Below are 23,589 nucleotides of genomic sequence, written 5' to 3'. Positions count from 1 at the left end.
GCGACGGCCTCCCGCGGATCGTGGGAGGCCGTTACCGTGTCAGCGTGGACTCCATCGAGGTCGGTCGCCGGATCCCCTTCTCCACGACGTTCAACTTCCGCGACGTGGGCGGCCACGTCGGCCACGACGGTCGCACGGTGCGCCCGGGGCGGCTCTACCGCTCCGACTCGCTGCACCGCATCGACGACACCGACCGGGAGGCGTTCGCGGCCCTCGGCGTCCGCACGGTCATCGACCTGCGCCGCCCGTACGAGGTGGAGCGTGACGGCCGCGTCCCCCACTTCGACGGCCTGACCTGGCGCAACATCCACCCGGAGCACGCGGAGTGGGGCGAGCGGCCCTACCGGCCCGGCACCGACCTGGCCCGCTACCTGGCCGACCGGTACGCCGACCTCGCCGGGACGGGCACCGCCGGGCTCGCCGAGGCGATCGGGCTGATCGCCGACGACGCCAGCGCCCCCGTGGTCGTGCACTGCGTCGCCGGCAAGGACCGCACGGGCATCGTCTGCGGGCTCACCCTCGCGGTGCTCGGCGTCGCCGACGACGACATCGCCGCCGACTACGCCCTGAGCACCGAGGCCGGCGAGCGGTACCGCGCCTGGTTCGAGGCCACCGGCCAGCGGGCGGGGCACACCCTGCCGGTGCTGACCTGCCCCGCCGAGGCCATGACGCTCTTCCTCGCCGAGCTGCGGGAGGCCCACGGCTCGGTCGAGGGCTACCTGCGCCACGCCGGCGTCACCGACGCCCAGCTCGCCGCGCTGCGCGAGCACCTGCTGACCTGACCCCACCCGCCCGTGACGGCGCCGCCCCCGCACCGGGCGGCGCGGGGGCGGGCGGTGCCGTCGGGGGCGGGTCAGAGGATGCGGCGGACCCAGCCGTGCGGGTCGTCGGCCCGGCCCCGCTGGAGGTCGACGAGCTGCTGGCGCAGGGCCGTCGTGACCCGCCCGGGCTCGCCGCCACCCACCAGGAACTCGCCGTCGGGGAAGCGCACCCGCCCGATCGGGGTGACGACCGCGGCGGTGCCGCAGGCGAACACCTCGCGCAGCCGGCCGCTCGCGGCGTCCGCCTGCCAGTCGGCGAAGCTCACCGGCCGCTCCTCGATCCGGTGCCCGGCGTCGGCGGCCAGGGTGAGCACCGACTCCCGGGTGATGCCGGGCAGGATCGTGCCGGTCAGCGGCGGGGTGACCACAGTGTCGTCGTCGTAGACGAAGAACACGTTCATGCCGCCCAGCTCGTCGACGTGGCGCCGCTCCACCGCGTCCAGGAAGACCACCTGGTCGCAGCCGTGCTCGATCGCCTCGGCCTGCGCCACCAGCGAGGCGGCGTAGTTGCCGCCGCACTTCGCGGCGCCGGTCCCGCCCGGGGCGGCCCGGGTGTAGTCCGGGGAGACCCAGACCGTCACCGGCTTCACCCCGCCGGAGAAGTACGCCCCGACCGGCGAGGCGATCACCACGTAGAGGTATTCGTTGGCGGGCCGGACGCCGAGGAACACCTCGCTGGCGAACATGAACGGCCGCAGGTAGAGGCTGCCGTCCTCGCCCTCGGGGATCCAGCCCTGGTCGGCGTCCACGAGCTGACGGAGCGAGTCGACGAACGTCTCCTCGGGCAGCGGCGGCATCGCCATGCGCCGGGCAGAGGCGGCGAACCGGGCGGCGTTGGCCTCCGGGCGGAACATGGTGACCCCGCCGTCGGCCGTCCGGTAGGCCTTCAGCCCCTCGAAGATCTCCTGCGCGTAGTGCAGCACCGCGGCGGCCGGGTCCATCGGGATCGGCGCCCGCGCCTCGACCCGGGCGTCGTACCAGCCCTTGCCGTCGGCGTAGCGGACGGTGACCATGTGGTCGGTGAAGACCCGCCCGAACCCCGGGTTGGCCAGCAGGGCGGCCCGGTCGGCGACGGATACCGGCGCGGGATTCGGACGGATCTCGAAGTCGAGCTTGTCACCACCGCTCATCGCGCTGACCTCCCTGCGGGACTACGGCACACGGGTCCGCATGCCGAGAAATCTGGTGCGAGAAACTTACCCCGAACGGTCGTTCAGCGGGTAGCGCCGCCCGGCGTACCGGCAGCGCCGGGCGGGTGGGCGCCGCCGGACCGGGTGCGGCCGGGCGGCGTCGTCGGGACCTCGGGATGGGTGGCCGGCGGCCTCAGGAGGTGGCGTACCCGGCCAGCCGGTCGCCGACCTCCTCGGTGCGCAGTGCCGCGCCCGGGGCCCGGCCGGCCAGCTCCACGCCCACGGCCGCGGTGACCCGGGCGGCGGCGTCGGCGTGCCCGAGCTGGTCGAGCAGCAGGGCCGCCGAGAGTACGGCCGCCACCGGGTCGGCCACGCCGCGCCCGGCGATGTCCGGCGCGGAGCCGTGTACCGGCTCGAACATCGAGGGGTACGCCCCCTCGGGGTTGATGCTGCCGCTGGCGGCCAGCCCGATCCCACCGGTGACGGCGGCGGCGATGTCGGTGAGGATGTCGCCGAACAGGTTGTCGGTGACCACCACGTCGTAACGCTGCGGCTGGGTGACCAGGAACATCGCGGCGGCGTCGACGTGCTGGTACTCCGTGGTCACGTCGGGGTGCTCGGCCGCCACGGCCTCGAACGCGCGCGCCCACAGCGACCCGGCGTGAGTCAGCACGTTGGTCTTGTGCACGAGGGTGACCTTGCGCCGCTCCCGACGGGTGGCGCGGGCGAAGGCGTCGCGGATCACCCGCTCCACGCCGTGCCGGGTGTTCAGGCTCTCCTCGGTGGCGACCTCCGCCGGGGTGCCCCGGTGCAGCGCGCCGCCGGCGCCGGCGTAGAGGCCCTCGGTGCCCTCGCGGACCACCACCAGGTCGACCTCGCCTGGCTTGACGCTGGCCAGCGGCCCGGCCACGCCGGGCCAGAGCCGCGACGGGCGCAGGTTGACGTACTGGTCGAAGGCGAAGCGCAGCTTGAGCAGCAGGCCCCGCTCCAGCACTCCCGGCGGCACGGTCGGGTCGCCGACGGCGCCGAGCAGGATCGCGTCGTGCCCGGCCAGCTCGGTGAGCACCGAGTCGGGCAGCACCTCGCCGGTGCGGTGCCAGCGGGCGGCGCCGAGGTCGTACTCGGTGGCGTCCACCCCCGGCAGCACGGCGTCGATGACCTTGCGGGCCTGCGCGACCACCTCGGGTCCGATCCCGTCCCCGGCAACCACCGCGATCCGTGCCACGTCCCTGTGCTCCCTCGCCTCGCCGTTTCGTCCGACCGTACGCCGCCGTCCCGCCTCCCGGTACGGACCTTCCACGATGCGGGAAATGGGGATGCACAGGATCCTCCCAGGTGGCATTCATGGCGAGGTCATCTCCGCTGCCTAGCGTGATGACGAGCGGGTCAACGGGGGCCCGTGACGGAGGCCGCGAGGAAGCGGCCGGCGTCAGCGAGGGAGCAGCGTCATGCGGATCGACCAGCAGCCACGGACCCGATGGGTGGACCAGTCGGCCTTCCAGCCGCGCCGGCCCGACCTGCGGCTGGGCGCCCGCAGCCACCGCGTGGACCGGGCCGGCACGGTCGGCGAGGACCGCATCGCCGTCCAGCACACCGTGCGGACCTCCACGGCGGAATACTCGCTGCTGCTCAACGCCCCCGAGTGGCTGGGCCGTCGCGGTGTCGGGGAGGCGCTGCGGGACGCGGTGGCGGAGCTGCGGGCCATCGACCTCACCTACGGCCCGACCCGGCCGGAGAGCCTGGTCTCCCGGCTGCGCCGGGGCGAGATCAGCCCCGACTCGTACCCGCCGCTGGCCGACCTGGTGGACCGCTGCGCGGCGATGCGGGCGGCCACCGACGGCTGGTTCGACGCCTGGGCGGTGCCCGGCGGCTTCGACCCCGGCGGCCTGCTCGGCGGGTGGGCGGTGGAGCGGGCCGCCGCCCGGCTGCGCGCCGCCGGCATCCACGACTACGCCGTGCTCAGCGGCGCCGACCTGGTCGTCCGCGGGCACGCATCGCACGGCGGCCCGTGGCGGGTGGCGGTGCACCACCCGACGGACCAGCACCGGGCGCCGCTCGTGCTGGAGATGACGGCGGGCGCGGTCGGCACCTCGGGGGTGAGCGGCCGACAGGGCCACGTGGTGGACCCGCACACCGGGGAGCCCGCCGACCAACTGGTCGCCGCGACGGTCGTCGGGCCGGACCTCGCCGTCGCCGACGCCTACGCCACCGCGCTCTACGCCGCCGGGCCGGCCGGGCTGGGCTGGTTCCGCGACGGGTCGGACTACCGCGTGCTCTTCGCCCACCGCCGCTGAGCCGGCCCCGCGTCGGCCCGGCGGGTGGGCCGGACGCGCGATCGGCCCCCACGGTCTCGGCAACGACCGTGAGGGCCGGTCAGCGACGAGTGCGCGTGGCTCGCGCAATCGAGGGGTGCGGGCCGGTCGGCCGGACGTCGGCCTCGTCACCCGAAGACGGGCCCACGCCGCGAGCTCGGCCAGTGACCGCACCGATACGCTAGCGAATCGACGCAACTCAACGCAAGGGTCTCCACAGCGGACCGTCGTGACTGGAGCGTGCCGATCCGGGCCGGCGGGCCGATTTCGACGCGGGGACAGGCGGATGGCACGCTGTCCGCCGTGAGTTTCGACCTGAGCGTGTGGGCCCTGGCGGACGGGGCGACACCCGAGGACGTGCGGGCGGCGGTGCTGCGGTGCCGGCAGGGACAGCACGTCGACCGCTATCCGGACCCGCGGGTGGTGGCCTTCTACCGCGCCATCACCGGCAGCTACCCGGACCGGCCGGCCGGCCCCGGCACCCCGTGGGCGGTGGCGCCGTTGCACGCGGCCAGCGACCACGTCGAGCTGAACCTGCACCCGACCTGCGAGGACCAGGTGCTGCTCGACATCGAACGGCTGGCCGGCGCGTACGACCTGATGCTCTTCGACGCGCAGGACGGCTCGGTCTACCCGCCGCCGGCCCGCCTGCCCGGCTGAGCACTGCCCGGACACGACGAGGGGCCCGGCGGATCGCCGGGCCCCCGCTGTCGCGCGCTCAGGTCACTCGTCGCGCAGGTCCGCCGCGCTGGCCGCGACCGCGCCGATCGACTCCGCCGCCGAGGTGAGCAGGTCCGCGCCGAGCGCCTGGTCGACCGTGAGGGTCATCAGGGTCTCGCCGCCGGCCTCGCGGCGGGCCACCTGCATCGCCGCGATGTTGACGCCGGCCTCGCCGAGCAGCGTCCCGACCGTGCCGACCACGCCCGGGCGGTCGACGTAGCGCAGGAAGACCAGGATGCCCTCCGCGCCGATCTCCACGTCGAAGCCGTCGACCTCGGTGAGCTTGAGGACATCGCGGCCGCCAGCGGTGGTCACCGTGCCGGAGACGCTGACCGTACGGCCGTCGGGCAGCGCGCCGCGGACGGTGACCAGGCTGGGGTGGTCGGCCGAGTCGGCCTGGGCGACCAGCGTGACCTCGACGCCGCGCTCGGCGGCCAGGTGTGGTGCGTTGACGTAGGTGACCTGCTCCTCGACCACCGAGCTGAACAGCCCCTTGGTGGCGGCGAGCTTCAGCACCGACACGTCGTGGTTGACGATCTCGCCGCGCACCTCGACGGTGACGCTGGCGGCCACCCCGCCGGCGACGGCGGTGAAGGCCCGGCCGAGCTTCTCGGCCAGCGGCAGCAGCGGGCGTACGTCCTCGGCGACCACGCCGCCGGCCTGCACGTTCACGGCGTCCGGTACGAACTCGCCCTGCAACGCCAGCTTCACGCTCCTGGCCACGGCCAGGCCGGCCTTGTCCTGCGCCTCGCCGGTGGAGGCGCCCAGGTGCGGGGTGGCGACCACGTTGTCGAAGGCGAACAGCGGCGAGGAGGTGCAGGGCTCCTTGGCGTAGACGTCCACGCCCGCGCCGGCGACCCGGCCCTCGGCGATCGCGTCGGCCAGGGCCTGCTCGTCGACGAGCCCGCCCCGGGCGGCGTTGACGATCCGGACGCCGGGCTTGACGACGGCCAGCTCCTTCTCGCCGATCAGGCCCACGGTCTCCGGGGTCTTCGGCAGGTGGATCGAGATGAAGTCGCTCTCCCGCAGCAGCTCCTCCAGGCCCACCAGGCGGACGCCGAGCTGGGCCGCGCGGGCCGGCTGGATGTAGGGGTCGTACGCGATCAGCCGGGTGCCGAAGGCGGCGATCCGCTGGGCGAAGAGCACGCCGATGCGGCCGAGGCCGACCACGCCGACGGTCTTGCCCTGGATCTCGACGCCGGTGTACTTCGACCGCTTCCACTCCCCCGCCTTCAGCGCGGCGCTGGCGCTGGCGGTGTTGCGGGCCACGGCGAGCAGCAGCGCGAGGGCCTGCTCGGCGGCGGAGACGATGTTCGAGGTGGGGGCGTTGACGACCATGACGCCCCGCGCGGTGGCGGCCGGCACCTCGACGTTGTCCAGACCCACGCCCGCCCGGGCGACGACCTTCAGCCGGGGCGCGGCGGCGATCGCCTCGGCATCGATCTGGGTGGCACTGCGCACGATGACGGCGTCGGCCTCGGAGAGCGCCGAGAGCAGGGCCGGACGGTCGGTGCCGTCGACGTGACGGACGTCGAAGTCGTGGGCGAGCACCTCGATGGCGGCGGGGGCGAGTTCTTCGGCGATCAGTACGACAGGAGTCATTGGTCCTCGTAGTTGTCGTCAGAGGTGGGCCGGGCTGCGGGACGCCGCGCTGCGCCCTGCGCTGATCCGGGCCATGGCCGTCAGGTGCCGGCTACGCACCTACCCCGCGATCGTAGGGGGCCGGCCGGCCGGCATGTCCCGGACTACGGGGTGAGTGCCCTCACAACGGGTGACGACGCGCCGGTGAACGACGCGCGGCGTGGCGGTGCGCACAGGCAGCGGCCCGGACCGGGCGCCGGGGAGAGCGCCCGGGCCGGGCCGCCGGGGGTGTGTGCGTCAGGCGGTCTCGGTGATCGGGCGGTCGACCCAGCTCATCATGCCGCGCAGCTTGCTGCCGGTCTCCTCGATCGGGTGCGCCGCGCCCTCGGCCTGCCACTTGCTGAAGTTGGGCCGGCCGGCCTCGTCCTCGGCCACCCACTCCCGGGCGAACTCGCCGGACTGGACCTCGCTGAGGATCTTGCGCATCTCCTCCTTGACCCGGGCGTCGATGACGCGCGGACCGCGGGAGAGGTCGCCGTACTCGGCCGTGTCGGAGATGCTGTAGCGCATCTTCGCGATGCCGCCCTCGTACATGAGGTCGACGATCAGCTTCAGCTCGTGCAGGCACTCGAAGTAGGCCACCTCGGGGGCGTAGCCCGCCTCGGTGAGCACCTCGAAGCCGGTCTGCACGAGCGCCGCCGCGCCGCCGCAGAGCACCGCCTGCTCGCCGAAGAGGTCGGTCTCGGTCTCCTCGGTGAAGGTGGTCCGGATGACGCCGGCCCGGGTGCCGCCGATGCCCTTGGCGTACGACAGGGCCAACGCGAGGGCGCCGCCGCTGGCGTCCTGCTCGACGGCGACCAGGCAGGGCACGCCCTTGCCGTCGGCGTACTGGCGGCGGACCAGGTGGCCCGGGCCCTTCGGCGCGACCATCGCCACGTCGACGTCGGCCGGCGGCTTGATCAGGCCGTAGCGGATGTTGAAGCCGTGGCCGAAGAAGAGCGCCTTCCCCGGGGCCAGGTTCGGCGCGATCGACTCGGCGTAGATGCTGCGCTGGGCGGTGTCCGGCGCGAGGATCATGATGACGTCGGCCTCGGCCGCCGCGTCGGCCGGCGTGAGCACCCGCAGGCCCTGCTCCTCGGCCTTGGCCCGGCTCTTGGAGGCCTCCGGCAGACCGATCACCACGTCGACCCCGGAGTCGCGCAGCGACAGCGCGTGGGCGTGGCCCTGGCTGCCGTAGCCGATCACCGCCACCTTGCGGCCCTGGATCAGGCCCAGGTCGGCATCGTCGTCGTAGTACACCTCAACGCTCATGATTTCCCTTTCGTACGGCGGCCCGGGCGGCCCGTCGTGGATCTGTGCGGTGTCGGTCCCAGGCGGCGCCACGCGCCGGCACTGGTCGGGCGGTCCCGGCCGGCGCGGGACGCCGGCCGGGTCGGGGTCAGGCGGCCCGGAGCGAGGGTCCGGCGGTGATGGAGCGCGAGCCGCGCCCGATCGCCACCAGCCCGGACTGGACCATCTCCTTGATCCCGAACGGTTCGAGGTCGCGCAGCAGCGCGTCGAGCTTGTCCGGGGTGCCGGTGGCCTCGATGGTCAGCGTGTCCGGCGCCACGTCGACCACCCGGGCCCGGAACAGGCCCACCGTCTCCAGCACCTGGGCGCGGGCCGCGCGGTCGGCGCGCACCTTGACCAGGAGCAGCTCCCGGGCGACCGAGACCTGCGGGTCAAGCTCGACGATCTTGAGCACGTTGACCAGCTTGTTGAGCTGCTTGGTGACCTGCTCCAGCGGGGACGACTCGGCGTTGACCACGATGGTGATCCGCGAGACGTCCGGGTTCTCGGTCTCCCCGACGGCGAGACTGTCGATGTTGAAGCCGCGCCGGGAGAACAGCCCGGAGACCCGGGCCAGGACGCCCGGCTTGTTCTCCACCAGGACGCTCAGGGTGTGCATGGTCATCAGATGTCATCCTCGTCGAAGGCCGGGCGGACGCCCCGGGCGAACATGATCTCGTCGTTGCTGGTGCCGGCGGCGACCATCGGCCACACCATGGCGTCCTTGCCGACGACGAAGTCGATGACCACCGGGGCGTCGTCGATCGCCATCGCGGCGGCGATGGTCGCGTCGACGTCCTCGGCGTTCTCGCAGCGCAGGCCCACGCAGCCGAGCGCCTCGGCGAGCTTCAGGAAGTCGGGGATGCGGTGCTTGTGGGTGCCGAGGTCGGTGTTGGAGTAACGCTCCCCGTAGAACAGGGTCTGCCACTGCCGCACCATGCCGAGGTTGCCGTTGTTGATCACGGCGATCTTGACCGGGATGCCCTCCAGCGCGCAGGTGGCCAGCTCCTGGTTGGTCATCTGGAAGCAGCCGTCGCCGTCGATCGCCCACACCACCGTGTCGGGCTTGCCGACCTTGGCGCCCATCGCCGCCGGCACCGCGTAGCCCATCGTGCCGAGGCCGCCGGAGTTCAACCAGGTGTACGGCTTCTCGTAGGAGATGAACTGCGAGGCCCACATCTGGTGCTGGCCGACGCCCGCGACGTAGATCGCGTCCGGGCCGACGAGCTCACCGAGCCGCTTGATCACGTACTGCGGGGAGAGGGTGCCGTCGGCCGGCTCCTCGTAGCCCAGCGGGTACCGCTTGCGCAGGTCGTCGAGCTGGGTCCACCAGTCGGCGAGATCCGCCCGCCGGCCGGCCGCCTGCTCGTTGGTCACCGCCGCGATCAGCTCGTCGATGACGTGCCGGGCGTCGCCGACGATCGGGACGTCCGCGTGCCGGTTCTTGCCGATCTCGGCCGGGTCGATGTCGGCGTGCACCACCGCCGCGTCCGGGGCGAACGAGTCCAGCTTGCCGGTGACCCGGTCGTCGAAGCGGGCGCCCAGGGCCACGATCAGGTCGGCCTTCTGCAGGCCGTAGACGGCGGAGACCGTGCCGTGCATGCCGGGCATGCCCAGGTGCTGCGGGTGCGAGTCGGGGAACGCGCCGAGGGCCATCAGCGTGGTGACCACCGGGATCCCGGTCAGCTCGGCCAGCCGGCGCAGCCCCTCCGTGGCGCCGGCCTTCAGCACGCCGCCACCGACGTAGAGCACCGGGCGCCGGGCGGTGGCCATCAGCCGGGCCGCCTCGCGGATCTGCTTGCCGTGCGGGTGCAGGGTCGGGCGGTAGCCGGGCAGGTCCAGCGTCGGCGGCCAGGTGAAGGTGGTGGGCGCCTGGAGGACGTCCTTGGGGATGTCGACCAGGACCGGCCCGGGCCGTCCGGTGGCGGCCAGGTGGAACGCCTCGGCCAGCACCCGGGGGATCTCCTCGGCCTCCTGCACCAGGAAGTTGTGCTTGGTGACCGGCAGGGTGATGCCCTGGATGTCCGCCTCCTGGAAGGCGTCCGTGCCGATCGAGGGCCGCGCGACCTGACCGGTGATGGCCACGATCGGCACCGAGTCCATGTACGCGTCGGCGATCGGGGTGACCAGGTTCGTCGCGCCGGGACCTGAGGTGGCCATGCAGACCCCCACCCGGCCGGTCGCCTGGGCGTAGCCCGTCGCCGCGTGCCCGGCGCCCTGCTCGTGGCGGACCAGGATGTGCCGGACGGTGGAGTCGTAGAGCGGGTCGTACGCCGGCAGGATGGCGCCGCCCGGGATGCCGAAGACGACGTCGACGCCGAGCGCCTCGAGGGACCGCACGAGCGAACCGGCGCCGCTGACCTGGGCCGGAGCGGGTGTGCGTACCCCCGGGACGGCCGGGGTGGCCGCGGTGCGGGCGGCGCCGGCGTGCTCGGCGTCGCTCGCGGGCTCGGCGACCGTGCGGGCCCGCCGGGCGGAGTGGGCGAGTGTCTCTGGCGTGGGTCTCGTCATGGCGGTTCAGGCCTTCGGCTGGAGTGGGTGCGGCTGATCGAGCGGGTGACGGCGGGCGACGCCCGGCGTCGATGGGTCCGACGGCAACAAAAAAGCCCTCGTGCAGGTTGCACGGGGCCAGCGCACTCTCGACGTGGAGAGTGCGCTCAGGTAAGTACTCGCAGCGACCGGTACGACGACATGCGGCAAGCCTGACGCATCTCACGCGATGAGTCAACTGATCCCACATGTTGGTTCACGGACCGCCGGGTTTCACCCGTCCGTGGCGCTAGGAACCCTGCTCCACCTGGGCGGACCCCGGCCCGGAGGGGCGCGGGGCGGGCAGCGTCGGCAGCCGCCGGGGCGGCGGCGCGGCGGGCGGGCCGACCGGGGCGGGCATCGGGGCCGGGCGGGCCCCCGGGGACGTGGCCGCCTCCAGCATCGCCTCCAGGTGCTCGGCCGGCACGCCCCAGCCGAAGAGCGCCCCCTGACCGAACCGGCAGCCGGCGGCGACCACGGCGGCCAGCTCGGTCGGCGTGGTCACCCCCTCGGCGATGACCTCCAGCCCGAGCTGGTGGCCGAGGCGCATGACGATGTCGACCATCGGCGCGAACGCCGGGCCGTCCCGGCCCACCGGCCGCACCGGCTCGTGCTCCGCGACCAGCCCGTGGTCGATCTTGAGGATGTCGATCGGCAGGCGACGCAGCTGGCCCAGCGAGGAGTACCCGGCGCCGAAGTCGTCCAGCGCGATCCGGACACCCGTCAGCCGCAGCGCCGTCAGCCGCCGGATCAGCTCGTCCAGGTCCGTCGCGACGGCGTGCTCGGTGACCTCCAGCACCAGCCGCTGCGGCGGCACCCGGTGGGCGCGCAGCGCCTCGGCGACCTGGACCACGTACTCCGGGGCGTGCAGCTCACGGGGGGACACGTTGACCGAGACCCAGACGTCGTGGCCGTCGGCCAGCCAGCGGGAGAGCTGGTGGCACGCCTGGTGCAGCACCCAGGCGCCCAGCTTGGCGATCATCCCGCACTCCTCGGCCAGCGGGATGAACTCGTCCGGGCCGACCTTGCCCAGCACCGGGTGCCGCCAGCGCAGCAGCGCCTCCGCGCCGACCGGGCGCACCGAGGGCAGCGAGGCGACCGGCTGGAACACCAGGCGCAGCTCGTCGCGCTCGATCGCGCCGCGCAGCTCGTGCTCCAGCGTGGTGCGCCGGCGCAGCAGCTGGTCGTACGCGGCGTCGTAGCGCTCGATCCGGTTCTTGCCGCGCTGCTTGGCGTAGCGCAGCGCCAGGTCGGCGTGGCGCAGCAACAGCTCCACGTCGGGCTCGCCCGTCCAGCCGGCCACCCCGATGCTCACGGACAGGAAGACCGGCCCCTCCGGCTGGTCGTAGGCGCGCCCGAGCACCCCGAGCAGGCGCTCGGCGACCCGGTCCGCGTCGGCGGGCTGGCCGTGCATCAGCACCGCGAACTCGTCGCCGCCGAGCCGGGCCGCCACGTCGCCGGGGCGCAGGTTGGCGCGCAGCCGCTCGCCGACCTCGGCCAGCACCGCGTCGCCCACGTCGTGGCCGCGCATGTCGTTGACGTGCTTGAAGCCGTCGAGGTCGAGCCCGAGCAGCACGCAGGGGGCGCCGGCCTCGGCGCACCGGTGCAGCGCCTGCAACAGCCCCCGCCGGTTGGCCAGCCCGGTGAGCTGGTCGGTGTGTGCCAGCTCGCGGAAGTGCGCCTCCCGCTCGGCCAGCCGCCGGGCGTAGCCGCGCACGTCGTGCAGCGTGAGGTACTGCCGGGTCACCAGGGCGAAGCCCTCCACGCTGCCGGCCACGATGCCGAGCGCGTCGAACCGGCCGTCCTGGAGCAGGTGGTACATCGCCGAGGCGGCCATGGCGAACATCGGCACGAACGCGTACGCGCCGTCGCGGCGGATCAGGTCGGGCGGCGGTCGGTCCGCCGCGTCCGGCCGGCGGGCGGCCGACGCGGCGGCGACCAGGCCGGCGGCGAGCACTCCCGCCCCGACCAGCGCCATGCCCGGCCCGGCCTGGCAGAGACCGGTGGCGATGCCGAGCCCACCGCAGGTCACGGCGGTGGCCCCGGCGCCGACCCAGGCGGCGCGACCGCGCGGCGGCGGGGCGCGGAAGGCCACGATCAGGGCGAGCCCGGCGGTCAGGGCCGCGCTGACCGTGGCGAGCAGGATCGGCACGCAGGCCACCGGGGTGGCGTCGCCGAGCAGCCGGGTGGGCTCGGAGAAGACCACCCAGCCGACGAACCAGAACGCCGTCGCCATGACCAGGCCGTCGAGCGCCAGCCGGGCGGTGGTCGCCGCCGTGGCGGCCACGCCGGGCAGCCGGAGCAGCCCGGCGGAGAAGAACAGCCCGCTGGTCACCGTGCCGATCGACACGACGCCGGCCCAGCCGGTGTGCCCGTCCGGGGTGTGCCCCGCGTGCCCGGCGGTGGCAAGCGCCACGGCCACCCCGACCAGCAGGGTGACCAGCGCCACCCCGGACGCGGCGGCGAGCAGCGCGTACGCCTGCCGGTGCGGCCCGGCGCCGCGCCGGGCGCCGACGGCCGACAGCGCGGTGGCCGCCGCGGCGACCAGCCCGCACAGCACCGCGACCGCGACCATGCCCGGGGGGAACTGCACGTCCCAACTGTGCCGGATGCGCGCGCGGCGTGGGGGCCCGGGTGTGCAACCTTTGGGACACGTCGCGCACGGCAGCCGGGCGTCCCGGCGGCGGTGTAACACTTGTGGGTATGCCTGAGCTGCGGTCGAAGACCTCCACGCACGGTCGGACGATGGCCGGCGCCCGGGCCCTCTGGCGGGCCACCGGGATGACCGACGACGACTTCGGCAAGCCGATCGTCGCCATCGCCAACAGCTTCACCCAGTTCGTACCCGGTCACGTGCACCTCAAGGACATGGGCGGCCTGGTCGCCGAGGCGGTGGCGGAGGCCGGCGGGGTGGGCCGCGAGTTCAACACGATCGCCGTGGACGACGGCATCGCCATGGGCCACGGCGGCATGCTCTACTCCCTGCCCAGCCGGGAGCTGATCGCCGACGCGGTGGAGTACATGGTCAACGCGCACTGCGCCGACGCCCTGGTCTGCATCTCGAACTGCGACAAGATCACCCCGGGCATGCTGCTGGCCGCCCTGCGGCTGAACATCCCGGCCGTCTTCGTCTCCGGCGGGCCGATGGAGGCCGGCAAGACCGTGGCGATCGAGGGCGTCGTGCACTCCAAGATCGACCTGATCGACGCGATGATCGCCTCCTCCAACGAGGCCGTCACCGACGACCAGCTCGGCGAGATCGAGCGGTCGGCCTGCCCGACCTGCGGCTCCTGCTCCGGCATGTTCACCGCCAACTCGATGAACTGCCTCACCGAGGCGATCGGCCTCGCGCTGCCGGGCAACGGCTCGACGTTGGCGACCCACGCCGCGCGCCGGTCGCTCTTCGTCGAGGCCGGCCGCACCGCCGTGGAGATCGCCAAGCGGTGGTACGACGGCGACGACGCCTCCGTGCTGCCCCGCGCGATCGCCAGCCGGGCCGCGTTCGAGAACGCCGTCGCGCTCGACGTGGCGATGGGCGGCTCGACCAACACGATCCTGCACCTGCTCGCCGCCGCCCGCGAAGCCGAGCTGGACTTCGGCGTCGCCGACATCGACGCCGTCTCCCGCCGGGTGCCCTGCCTGGCCAAGGTCGCCCCGAACTCCCCGAACTACCACATGGAGGACGTGCACCGGGCCGGCGGCATCCCGGCCATCCTCGGCGAACTGGACCGGGCCGGCCTGCTGCACCGGGACGTGCACGCGGTGCACTCCCCCAACCTGGGGCGCTGGCTCGCCGACTGGGACGTCCGGGGCGGTTCGCCCACGCCGGAGGCGGTCGAGCTGTTCCACGCCGCCCCGGGCGGGGTGCGCACCGTCGAGCCGTTCTCCACCACCAACCGCTGGTCGTCGCTGGACACCGACGCCGCTGGGGGCTGCGTGCGGGACCTCGCGCACGCCTACAGCGCCGACGGCGGCCTGGCGATCCTGCACGGCAACCTCGCGCCGGACGGCTGCGTGGTGAAGACCGCCGGGGTGCCCGAGGAGTGCCTGACCTTCCGCGGCCCGGCCAAGGTCTACGAGTCCCAGGACGACGCCGTCGAGGCGATCCTCAACAAGCGGATCGTCGCCGGCGACGTGGTGGTGATCCGCTACGAGGGACCGAAGGGCGGCCCCGGCATGCAGGAGATGCTCTACCCCACCTCGTTCCTCAAGGGCCGGGGGCTGGGCCGCTCCTGCGCGCTGCTCACCGACGGCCGCTTCTCCGGTGGCACCTCCGGGCTCTCCATCGGGCACGTCTCCCCGGAGGCGGCCTCCGGCGGGCTGATCGCCCTCGTCGAGTCCGGCGACGAGATCGTCATCGACATCCCGGGCCGGTCGATCGAGCTGAACGTGGCCCCCGACGTGCTGGAGGCCCGGCGCATCGCGCAGGAGAAGCGCGACAAGCCGTACACCCCGGTCGACCGGCAGCGGCCGGTGTCCGCGGCGCTGCGCGCGTACGCCTCGATGGCCACCTCGGCCAGCGACGGCGCCTACCGCCGCGTCCCGGAGTAGCCGCTCGTCCGGCCCCTGCCGGGCCCGGGCGCAGATCTTGGTAGGAAACGGCCCCTCCAGGGGCGCTTTCCCACCAAGATCGGTGCGGTGGGGTTGGGGGCCGGTGGGGACAGGGTGGCAGCTGCGTCAGCCCGAGCCCGACGGCCAATCTGTCCCCGCCAGCCACCATCATGTGCGGAATCGGCGACGACGACATTCCCCGGGCCGGCAGGCACGGAGCCACGACGTTCCTCGACCTCGTCGAACCGCAGCAGAAGCGCGCCAACCCTTCGTCGGCTACGAGGACGGACAAGTGGGTGCGCTGTCGGATGGACAACACATCCTGGCTCCACAAAGGAGTACGGCGTCGAATGAAAGCATGTGCTCTCATCTTCGCCTCAGCGCCGGCCAGCGACCCGGGCGGGCGCGATGAACCAGCCGAGTCGGCCGCCTTCGGACAGACGGGTCGTGCTGGTGTCGACGGTCGCCGGCGTCGTGGGCGCGGTGGCGGGTGTCATGCAGTGGCTGACCAGCGCCGGCGCCTGGGCCGTGGTGGCGGTCGGGCTCGCCGGGCTCGCCGCGGCCTGCTGGGCACTGGGGTGGCTCTGGATGCAACGCCGCCCCGTCCTCGCCACCGTGGTGGTGATGATCCTGGTGGTCCTGTCGGCGGTGACCGGCGCGGCCACCGACCGCATCGTGGGCCGGAGTACGGGTAAACCCACGACGGTCGCGGCGACCCCCACCCCCGACGACCGACCGACCAGCGCTGTCCCGACGTCCCCCACCTCGGCGCCGACCTCCCCGGCGACGCCGACCGGCCGTCCCACCGACCCGACCGACGCCCCCGCTCCGAGCAGCACCGTGAGCCCGACCTCTGTCGGCCCGCAGTCACCGAGCCGCACCGAAACCGGCGTCGCCCTCTCCGTGAACTACTCTCTCGACCTGGACTCCGCGGCCACGAACTGGAATGTCCGGTCCGGTTACGGGCTCGACCAGGGCGGGGACCTGCATCTGCGCGGCGGGTCAAGACCGGTACGGACCCCCGGTGACGTTGTCGTGATCGACGGGGCGCCGTCCCAGATCGCCTGCGAGACGTCCACCGTCCGGCAGAAGGACATCGGCAGCACACAAGTCCGCACAGGCCAGTCGTTCTGTGTGCAGACGACCGAGAAGCGGTGGGCGTGGCTGACCGTCAAGCGCTACGAACCAGGAAGGACGCTCACCTTCGACGTCATCGTCTGGTAGCGGCGAGCAGCGCCGATGCTACGACGCCGCTCACCCGGCCCTGGCGGCCTGCTGAGCGGCGTCACCCGCCGATCCTCCTCTGCCGGACAGCACGACGGTACGGGCGTACCGGATCGCGGCCGGGGTGTCGGGGAAGACCAGACCGTCGCGGCGCAGCTGACCGGCGACGCCGAGAGTGGCCAACACCTGGTCGTGGCCGGGGACGACGCCGGAGAGCAGCACGGTGATGCCGCGTTCCTGGAGCCGGAGGATGGCGTCGCCGAGCACCTGCGCGCCGGTCGCGTCGAGGGTGCTCACCCGGGACATCCGCAGGATGACCACGCGTACGTCGGCCACGTCGGAGAGTTGGAGCAGGAAACTGTGCGCGGCGGCGAAGAAGAGCGGGCCGTCCAGCCGGTAGGCCACGATGTGGTCGGCGAGCAGCGCATGTTCCTCGGCGCTGTGCTCGCCGGGGTCGAGGGGAACCTGTTCCACGCGGGCCGTCCGGGCCACCGCGCGCAGCGCGATCACGATCGCCACGCCCACCCCGACCGCCACGGCAGTGACCAGGTCCAGCGTCACCGTGACCGCGAAGGTGAGCACCAGCACGAGGGCGTCGCCCCGGGTGGCGCGGGCCAGCGCCCACAGCGACCCGGCCTCGACCATCCGGACCGTGGTGGCCAGTAGGACACCGGCCAGCGCGGCAAGCGGGATCCGGCCCACCAGGGGCGCGGCCGCCAGCACGATCCCCGCGAGGGCGACGGCGTGGGTGAGCGAGGCCAGCTTCGAACTCGCGCCGGCGCGCACGTTCACCGCCGTACGGGCGATGGCGGCGGTGGCCGGGATCCCGCCGAACACTGGGGCGGCGAGGTTGGCCAGCCCTTGGCCGAAGAGTTCGCGATCGGGGTCGTGGCGCTGGCCCACGGTCATCTGGTCGGCCACGGTGGCGGAGAGCAGGCTCTCCAACGCGGCCAGCGCCGCGACCGCGAGGGCGGAGGGCAGCAGGACCCCGACGGCGTCGGGGTCGAGAAAGCCCAGCGAGGGCGCGGGCAGGCCGGCGGGCAGGGTGCCGATGCGGACCAGGTCGACCGGAGCGGTCTCGGCCAGTACGGTCGCGGCGGCCACCCCGAGCAGCGAGAACGGCAAACCGGGACGCCATCGGGCACCGAGCAGCATCATCGCCGCCACGCCCAGGGCCACCGCGACAGGGACCGGCCGTGGATCCGCGACGAACCGGACGACCGCGTCGGCGGCGACGGCCCAGACGCGGTCGCCGTGCGCATCGGTGATCCCGAGCGCGGCCGGCACCTGTTGCAGGGCGATGACCACCGCGATGCCGGCGGTGAACCCCTCGATCACGGGGACGGGCAGGTAGTGGACGTACCTGCCGAGGCGGGCGAGGGCCAGTGCGATCAGTACCAGCCCGGCCAGTGCCCCGACCATCAGCACCCCGGTGGGGCCGAACTGCTGGACCACCGGCACCAGCACCACGGTCATCGCCCCGGTCGGCCCGGAGACCTGGAGGTGGGAGCCGCCGAAGACGGCGGCGACGGCGCCGGCCACCACCGCCGTCACCAGGCCGGCCTGGGCCCCGAGCCCGGAGGTGACACCGAAGGCCAAGGCCAGCGGCAGCGCCACCACGGCCACGGTCAGCCCGGCGAGCAGGTCGCGCCGGGGCCCGCGGCGCACCGCCACCCAGTCGGCGCGGGGTGGCAGCAGCCCGACGAACCGGTCACGCACCGACAGTGTGCTCACCGGCCCCGCCCGTCGGCCCGAAGCTGGTCCAACAGCGCGTCGCGGTCGGTGAGGACGGCGCCGAGGATGCGGCGGCCGGCGGCCAGCAGGTCCGCCACGTCCGGGGTGCTGAGGGCGTAGACGACAAGGGCGCCGTCGCGGCTGGAGGTGACCATGCCGGCCCGGCGCAGCACCGCGAGCTGCTGGGACAGGTTGGACGCCTCCACGTCGATCGCCGCCAGCAGGTCGCGGACCGGCTTTGGCCCGTCCTGGAGCAGCTCCAGCACCCGGATCCGCACCGGGTGGCCGAGGGTGCGGAACAGCTCCGCCTTCGCCTGGTAGAGCGGTACCGACACGTCAGCCTCCGTCACGCGACACCACATACAGTTGCCAACTTTAGCACTTGAGAAAATCTTCAACTCGCGGCGTCGGCGGCACCCGCCCCATCCGGGGCGGCAGCGGTCGGCAAGGGCGGCTACCGCTGCGGGCCGGAGTGGGCGTCAGACGGCCCGGCCGCCGCTTCACGTGCGGCAGGTGCCGCCCGCCTCAGTACGCGACCAGGGCGATGACCAGCGACGACATGGCGGCGGCGAGCAGCACCGCGCCCACGCCGAGACCGACCACCGCGCTCACCGCGACGGCGCGGGCCCGGGCCACCGGGACCGCCGCCAGCGCCGCCGCCGTCACCAGGGCGGCGACCACGTGGACCAGCGGATAGTCGATCAGCGCTGCGACCGGGAACAGGTGCAGGCCCACCACGAGGGCGACCCAGACCGGGATCAGGTCCCGTCGGCGCCGCAGGGCGAGCAGCCCGGCACCCAGTGCCGCGACGCCGAACTCGATGCCCACGACCACTCCGAAGGCCCGGCTGGTGTCGGCGTCGAAGGCCGTCGGGTCGGACCAACGCCGCCAGGTCAGGATGCCGCCGGCGACCGCGGTGAGCAACGAGAGCACCGAACCGGCGCCGAGGAACGGTGGCCACCGCCGGGGTGGCGCCTCCTGCGCCCAGCCGAACCAGCCGGACGCGAAGAAACCGAACACGACCGCCGTGGCCGACGCGTCACGAATGTGCTCCGCGATCATGGCTCTCCCTCTGGGTGGTGCGACCTCCGGCGGGTCGGTTCCTGTCCCCGGCTGTTCCTCCGCTCCGGGTAGATCCTTCCCCAGACACCGGGCCGCCTGCCCCGGGGGTGCGCACGACGGAGATCCTGGTGCGGAACCGCCCCTCCGCGGGCCGGATCTTGCCAAGATCTCCGTCGCGCACCCGCCGGGTCAGCCGGAGAGGTCGTTGACGCAACGTAGGACGGGGCGGGTGGTCAGGGCCGCCGGGTCCAGCGGGGCGTCCGCGCGCACCGTGAACGTGGCCGACTCCCCCGGTAGCAGGGTGACCAGCGCCTCGTCCGCCTCGGCCGCCGGGTCCAGCCGGTCCGGGAAGACGGTCAGGTCCCGCAGGATCGTGCGGGCGGTGACCCGGACCCGCTGGCCGCCGTCGACCGGCTCGACCGCCGCGTCGTACCGGGCCGTCGGCCAGTCGGCGTCGCGGTCCTCGGCGAAGAACCACAGCGCCCGCTCCGCCGTCCCGCCCGCCTCGGCCACCAGCAGCTCGCGCCGGGCCTCGTCCGGCCGCGCCAGCTCTCCCGGCAGCGCCAGCGTCACCGAGGAGTACGCACCGACGTCCAGCTCCAGCGTGGTCTTCGCCCGGGGCTCGCCGGTCAGGGTCAGCCGGGTCACCGAGGCGGTCGCCCGCCACGGGGTCGCCCCGTCGTTGACGGCGATCAGGGCCAGGCCGCCGGCGCGGGGCTGGACGGTCAGCAGCCGGTCGGCGTACGCCCGGCGCAGCGCGTACCACAGGGGCTTGCGGCGGCCGTCGCCGTCGACGGCCGACCACGAGGTCACCGGCCAGCAGTCGTTGAGCTGCCAGACGATCGTGCCGGCGCAGACGTCCCGGTGGGAGCGGAAGTGCTCGACGGCGAGCTGGATCGCGCGCGCCTGGTTGAGCTGGGTGAGCCAGTGCCAGTCGTCGAAGTCCGCCGGTGCGGGCAGGTGCGCGTCGAGCCCGCGCCGGAGCTTGGCGTCGCCGTCGATCGCCTTCTGGTGGTGCGCCATGCCGGGCGAGTCGGGTGCGAGGGGTTCGTCCGAGAGTGCCCGGCGCAGCGTCGCGTACGCGGGCGGGGCCTGGTAGCCGAACTCGGCGACGAAGCGCGGCACGTACTCGCGGTACTTCGTGTAGTCGTCGGTGTTCCAGACGTCCCAGATGTGCGTGGTGCCGTGCGCCGGGTCGTTGGGGTGGATCTCCTCGCGGCCGGACCACGGGCTGCCCGGCCAGTACGGCCGCGTCGGATCCAGCTCGCCGACGATCCGGGGCAGCAGCTCCAGGTAGTAGCCGCGTCCCCAGGTGCGCCCCGCGAGGGGCTCCTGCCAGTCCCAGTCGTGCCAGCCCCAGATGTTCTCGTTGTTGCCGGTCCAGAGCACCAGCACCGGGTGCGGGGCGAGCCGGACCACCTGCTCGGCGGCCTCGGCGGCCACCTCGGCGCGCAGCGGCTCCTCCTCCGGGTAGGCGGCGCAGGCGAAGAGGAAGTCCTGCTGCACGAGCAGGCCCAGTTCGTCGGCGAGGTCGTAGAAGTCGTCCGACTCGTACCGGCCGCCGCCCCAGACGCGCAGCAGGTTGACGTTCGCGTCGGCGGCCTGCCGGAACCGGTGCGCCAACCGGTCCCGGGTGGTCCGGGTGGGAAAGGCGTCGTCGGGGATCCAGTTGACCCCCCGGACGAAGACCGGGGTGTCGTTGACGTACAGGGCGAACGGGGTGCCGTGCGCGTCGGGGGTGGTGTCGAGGCGTACGGAGCGGAAGCCGATCCGCCGCGACCAGGTGTCGAGCGGGTGGTCGTCGGCGTCGTGCAGGGTCACCTCCAGCGGGTGCAGCGGCTGGTCGCCGTACCCCCGGGGCCACCAGAGCGCCGGGTCGCGGACGGTGAGGGTCAGCACGGCCGTGCGCTCCCCCGCCGGGATGGTCGCCTCGGCCGCCGCGCCGGCGACGGTGGCCCGCACGGTGAGCGGCGCGGCGCCGGCCCGCTCGACCTCGACGTGCAGCTCCACCCGGCCGTCGCCGGCCTCGACGGTCACCAGGGGACGCACGACGGCCAGCCGCGCCGTGGACCAGGCGTGCAGCCCGATCTCCTGCCAGATCCCGGCGGTGACCAGGGTCGGACCCCAGTCCCAGCCGAAGTTGCAGGCCATCTTGCGGATGAACGGGAACGGCTCCGGGTAGGCGTTCGGCCGGTCCCCGAGCCGGTCCCGCTGCGCCTCGGCGTAGCGGTAGGCGGAGTCGAAGCGTACGGCCAGGGTGTTGGACCCGGCGACCAGCCGCGACCGGACGTCGAAGCGGTGGCCGCGGTGCATGTTCTCGGTGCGGCCGACCTCGGCGCCGTTGAGGGTGAGCGTGGCGACGGTGTCCAGGCCGGCGCAGACCAGGTCGACCCGCTCGTCGCCGCCCGGCCGGTGGGTGAAGGTGGTCTCGTAGACCCAGTCGGTGCGGCCGATCCAGGCGAGCCCCTTCTCGTTGTCGTCCAGGTACGGGTCGGGAATCAGGCCGGCGGCCAGCAGGTCGGTGTGCACGCAGCCGGGAACGGTGGCCGGCACGGCGCGACCCGCGATCGCGGCCGGCACCTGCGGCCCCTGGACCGCCCGCAGGGTCCAGCCCTCGTGCAACGCTTGCCGGGTCACGACTTCACCGCACCTTCCATGATTCCGCGGACGATCTGACGGCCGCCGATGAAGAGCATCACCAGCAGCGGGAGGGTGGCCACCAGGGCCCCGGCCAGCACCCGCCGGTACAGCACGTAGTTGCCACTCGCGAGGTCGGAGAGGGCGACCATCGAGGTCGGGTAGTCGGTGCCGCCGAGGGTGATCAGCGGCCACTGGAACTCGTTCCAGGTGGCGACGAAGGTCAGCAGGCCGAGCACCGCCATGGCGGGCCGGACCGCCGGCACCACCACGCTCCAGAAGATCCGCATGGTGCTCGCGCCGTCCATCCGCGCGGCCTCGACCAGCTCGTCGGGGACCGCGTCGAGGATGAACTGCCGCATGTAGAAGACGCCGAACGCGGTGACCAGGCCGGGCACGATCACCGCGAGGAGGGTGCCGTTCCAGCCGCCCTCGCCGGGCATCCGGCCCATCAGGATGTAGAGCGCGACGACGCCGAGCTGGTTCGGCACCGTCATGGTCAGGACGACCATGACCATCAGCGCGTTGCGCCCCTTGAACCGCAGCTTGGCGAACGCGAAGCCGGCCAGCGCGCAGAAGAAGAGCACCGACGCCGTCACCACCGACGACACGATCACGCTGTTGCCGAGCGACTGGAGGAAGAACACGTCCTGCATGGAGAAGACCTCCCGCAGGTTCGTGACGAGCTGCCCGCCGGGCAGCACCTGCGGCGGGATCTTCGCCAGCGCCTCGTCGGTGTTCGTGGCGATGACGAACATCCAGTAGAGCGGGAACGCCGAGAACGCGATCACGACGCTCAGGAATAGGTAGGTCCAGACGGTGCCGGGCATGTGCTGCGGCGCCCGACCGGTCAGCGCCGCCCGCCGGGGATTCGAGGCACTCATTTCTTCCCACCCCCGAGACGGTGCGTGACCAGGGCGTTGATCGCCGCGACGAGCAGGATGACCAGGAAGAGGGCCCAGGACATGGCGGCGGCGTAGCCGAGGTTGAGGTCCCGCCAGCCGACCTTGTAGATGAGCTGCGCGACGGTCTGCCACTGCCCGTCGTCGCCGCCGAGGCCCAGGGCCGGGTTGGCGTCGAAGAGCATCGGCTCGGTGAACAGTTGCAGGCCGCCGATGGTCGAGAGCACGACGGTGAAGATGACCACGGGCCGGATCATCGGCACGGTGATCCGCCACAGCTGGCGCCACGGCCCGGCGCCGTCGACGGCAGCGGCCTCGTAGACGTCGCGCGGGATGGACTGCATGGCGGCCAGGTAGAGCAGCGCGTTGTAGCCGATCCACTTCCAGTTGACCATGGTGGCGATGGCGATCCACGAGGACCACTTCGCAGCCCGCCAGTCGATCGGCTCGGTCTCGCCGATGCCGAGCAGCGACAGCGCCCAGTTGGCGATGCCGGTGTCCCGGGCGAAGACCACGGAGAAGATCAGCGTGGAGGCCGTCACCGGGGTGATGTACGGCAGCAGCACCCCGACCCGGAACCACGTCTGGGCCCGCAGCTTCCGGTTCAGCAGCGACGCGACGATCAGCGCCAGCAGCAGCTGCGGCACCGTGGAGAGCAGGAAGATGCCGAACGTGTTGGCGAGCGCGTTGAAGAAGTCGTCGTCGGTGAAGAGACGGCGGAAGTTCTCCAGCCCGGCCCAGCCGGTGAGCGTCGGGTCGTCGAGCCGCCAGTGGCGCAGGGCGACGACGCCGTTGAAGACGATCGGGAAGAGCCCGAAGACGGCGAAGAGCAGGAAGAACGGGGCGATCAGCAGGTACGGCACGTAGCGCACGTCGAAGCGGTACAACCGCGTACGCCAGCTGCCCGGCTCCGGTCGGCGGCCCCGGCGCTCGGTCGTCGCGCCGGGCTCCTGGCCGGGCCGGGGCGCCGTGGGGGCGGCGCGGGTGGTGGACATCGGGGCACCTCCAGGCACCGTTGGGAGGGCCGGTCGGGGCGCGGCGCGAGCCTGCCCCGACC

At 73.4% G+C, this 23,589-nt stretch carries 18 protein-coding genes; 5 read left to right on the top strand and 13 right to left on the bottom strand.

The genetic code is table 11. The annotated features are described in order from the left end of the window. Positions 1–17: 17 nt before the first annotated feature. Positions 18–782, top strand: coding sequence for a tyrosine-protein phosphatase (locus tag EV374_RS06360; protein WP_486485638.1), 765 nt, complete (start codon positions 18–20; stop codon positions 780–782). A 71-nt stretch (positions 783–853) separates the two neighbouring features. Here the strand turns inward: EV374_RS06360 and EV374_RS06355 are convergent, their stop codons facing one another. Continuing rightward, a complete protein-coding gene (locus EV374_RS06355; protein ID WP_132232564.1) occupies positions 854–1,951 on the bottom strand; it encodes a branched-chain amino acid aminotransferase in 1,098 nt (365 codons plus the stop codon). A gap of 193 nt (positions 1,952–2,144) precedes the next feature. After that, complete coding sequence (locus EV374_RS06350; RefSeq protein ID WP_132232562.1) at positions 2,145–3,176, bottom strand: 3-isopropylmalate dehydrogenase; 1,032 nt, start codon at positions 3,174–3,176, stop codon at positions 2,145–2,147. Between the two features lie 223 nt (positions 3,177–3,399). Between EV374_RS06350 and EV374_RS06345 the strand changes: the two genes are divergently transcribed. Both EV374_RS06345 and EV374_RS06340 read left to right on the top strand, forming a co-directional pair. After that, the gene (locus EV374_RS06345) at positions 3,400–4,245 is read left to right on the top strand and encodes an FAD:protein FMN transferase (protein WP_132232560.1); all 846 of its coding nucleotides are present in this window, start codon (positions 3,400–3,402) and stop codon (positions 4,243–4,245) included. 321 nt (positions 4,246–4,566) lie between these two features. After that, positions 4,567–4,923, top strand: coding sequence for a hypothetical protein (locus EV374_RS06340; protein ID WP_121396167.1), 357 nt, complete (start codon positions 4,567–4,569; stop codon positions 4,921–4,923). Positions 4,924–4,986: 63 nt separating this feature from the next. Here EV374_RS06340 and serA read toward each other — a convergent pair whose 3' ends face one another. The 5 genes from serA to EV374_RS06315 all read right to left on the bottom strand — a co-directional run bounded on the left by serA (position 4,987) and on the right by EV374_RS06315 (position 13,015). Next, a complete protein-coding gene (gene serA / locus EV374_RS06335; protein ID WP_132232558.1) occupies positions 4,987–6,585 on the bottom strand; it encodes a phosphoglycerate dehydrogenase in 1,599 nt (532 codons plus the stop codon). Between the two features lie 276 nt (positions 6,586–6,861). Beyond that, positions 6,862–7,875, bottom strand: coding sequence for a ketol-acid reductoisomerase (ilvC, locus tag EV374_RS06330; protein ID WP_132232556.1), 1,014 nt, complete (start codon positions 7,873–7,875; stop codon positions 6,862–6,864). 127 nt (positions 7,876–8,002) lie between these two features. Further along, positions 8,003–8,518 (bottom strand): acetolactate synthase small subunit, encoded by a 516-nt coding sequence (gene ilvN / locus EV374_RS06325; protein WP_089001623.1) that lies wholly within the window; start codon positions 8,516–8,518, stop codon positions 8,003–8,005. Further along, the gene (locus EV374_RS06320) at positions 8,518–10,404 is read right to left on the bottom strand and encodes an acetolactate synthase large subunit (protein ID WP_132232554.1); all 1,887 of its coding nucleotides are present in this window, start codon (positions 10,402–10,404) and stop codon (positions 8,518–8,520) included. Before EV374_RS06320 ends, ilvN begins: the two co-directional genes overlap by 1 nt. Before the next feature lie 268 nt (positions 10,405–10,672). Then, positions 10,673–13,015 (bottom strand): bifunctional diguanylate cyclase/phosphodiesterase, encoded by a 2,343-nt coding sequence (locus tag EV374_RS06315; RefSeq protein ID WP_132232552.1) that lies wholly within the window; start codon positions 13,013–13,015, stop codon positions 10,673–10,675. Positions 13,016–13,125: 110 nt separating this feature from the next. On the opposite strand from EV374_RS06315, the gene ilvD reads away from it, so the two are divergent. Together ilvD and EV374_RS06305 are read left to right on the top strand one after the other, a co-directional pair. Continuing rightward, positions 13,126–14,973 (top strand): dihydroxy-acid dehydratase, encoded by a 1,848-nt coding sequence (gene ilvD, locus EV374_RS06310; RefSeq protein WP_132232550.1) that lies wholly within the window; start codon positions 13,126–13,128, stop codon positions 14,971–14,973. Positions 14,974–15,420: 447 nt separating this feature from the next. Beyond that, positions 15,421–16,197 carry a hypothetical protein gene (locus EV374_RS06305; protein WP_132232548.1) on the top strand — a complete coding sequence of 259 codons (777 nt, stop codon included), beginning with the start codon at positions 15,421–15,423 and terminating at the stop codon, positions 16,195–16,197. Positions 16,198–16,227: 30 nt separating this feature from the next. Here the strand turns inward: EV374_RS06305 and EV374_RS06300 are convergent, their stop codons facing one another. From EV374_RS06300 to EV374_RS06275, 6 genes are all read right to left on the bottom strand, one after another. Next, positions 16,228–17,931: a SulP family inorganic anion transporter gene (locus EV374_RS06300; protein WP_132232546.1), complete on the bottom strand. Its 1,704-nt coding sequence runs from the start codon at positions 17,929–17,931 to the stop codon at positions 16,228–16,230. Beyond that, positions 17,928–18,266, bottom strand: coding sequence for a metalloregulator ArsR/SmtB family transcription factor (locus tag EV374_RS06295; RefSeq protein WP_132232544.1), 339 nt, complete (start codon positions 18,264–18,266; stop codon positions 17,928–17,930). Before EV374_RS06295 ends, EV374_RS06300 begins: the two co-directional genes overlap by 4 nt. Before the next feature lie 190 nt (positions 18,267–18,456). Then, positions 18,457–18,993: a hypothetical protein gene (locus tag EV374_RS06290; protein ID WP_132232542.1), complete on the bottom strand. Its 537-nt coding sequence runs from the start codon at positions 18,991–18,993 to the stop codon at positions 18,457–18,459. Between the two features lie 189 nt (positions 18,994–19,182). Beyond that, positions 19,183–21,630, bottom strand: coding sequence for a glycosyl hydrolase 2 galactose-binding domain-containing protein (locus tag EV374_RS06285; protein ID WP_132232540.1), 2,448 nt, complete (start codon positions 21,628–21,630; stop codon positions 19,183–19,185). Next, positions 21,627–22,514 (bottom strand): carbohydrate ABC transporter permease, encoded by an 888-nt coding sequence (locus tag EV374_RS06280; RefSeq protein ID WP_132232538.1) that lies wholly within the window; start codon positions 22,512–22,514, stop codon positions 21,627–21,629. Before EV374_RS06280 ends, EV374_RS06285 begins: the two co-directional genes overlap by 4 nt. After that, on the bottom strand, positions 22,511–23,527 hold the full coding sequence (locus EV374_RS06275; RefSeq protein WP_132232536.1) for a carbohydrate ABC transporter permease: 1,017 nt from the start codon (positions 23,525–23,527) through the stop codon (positions 22,511–22,513). Before EV374_RS06275 ends, EV374_RS06280 begins: the two co-directional genes overlap by 4 nt. Between the last annotated feature and the right edge of the window lie 62 nt (positions 23,528–23,589).

The sequence above is a fragment of the Micromonospora sp. CNZ303 genome (genome assembly GCF_004345505.1).
This window is presented reverse-complemented; position numbering and strand designations above follow the sequence as displayed.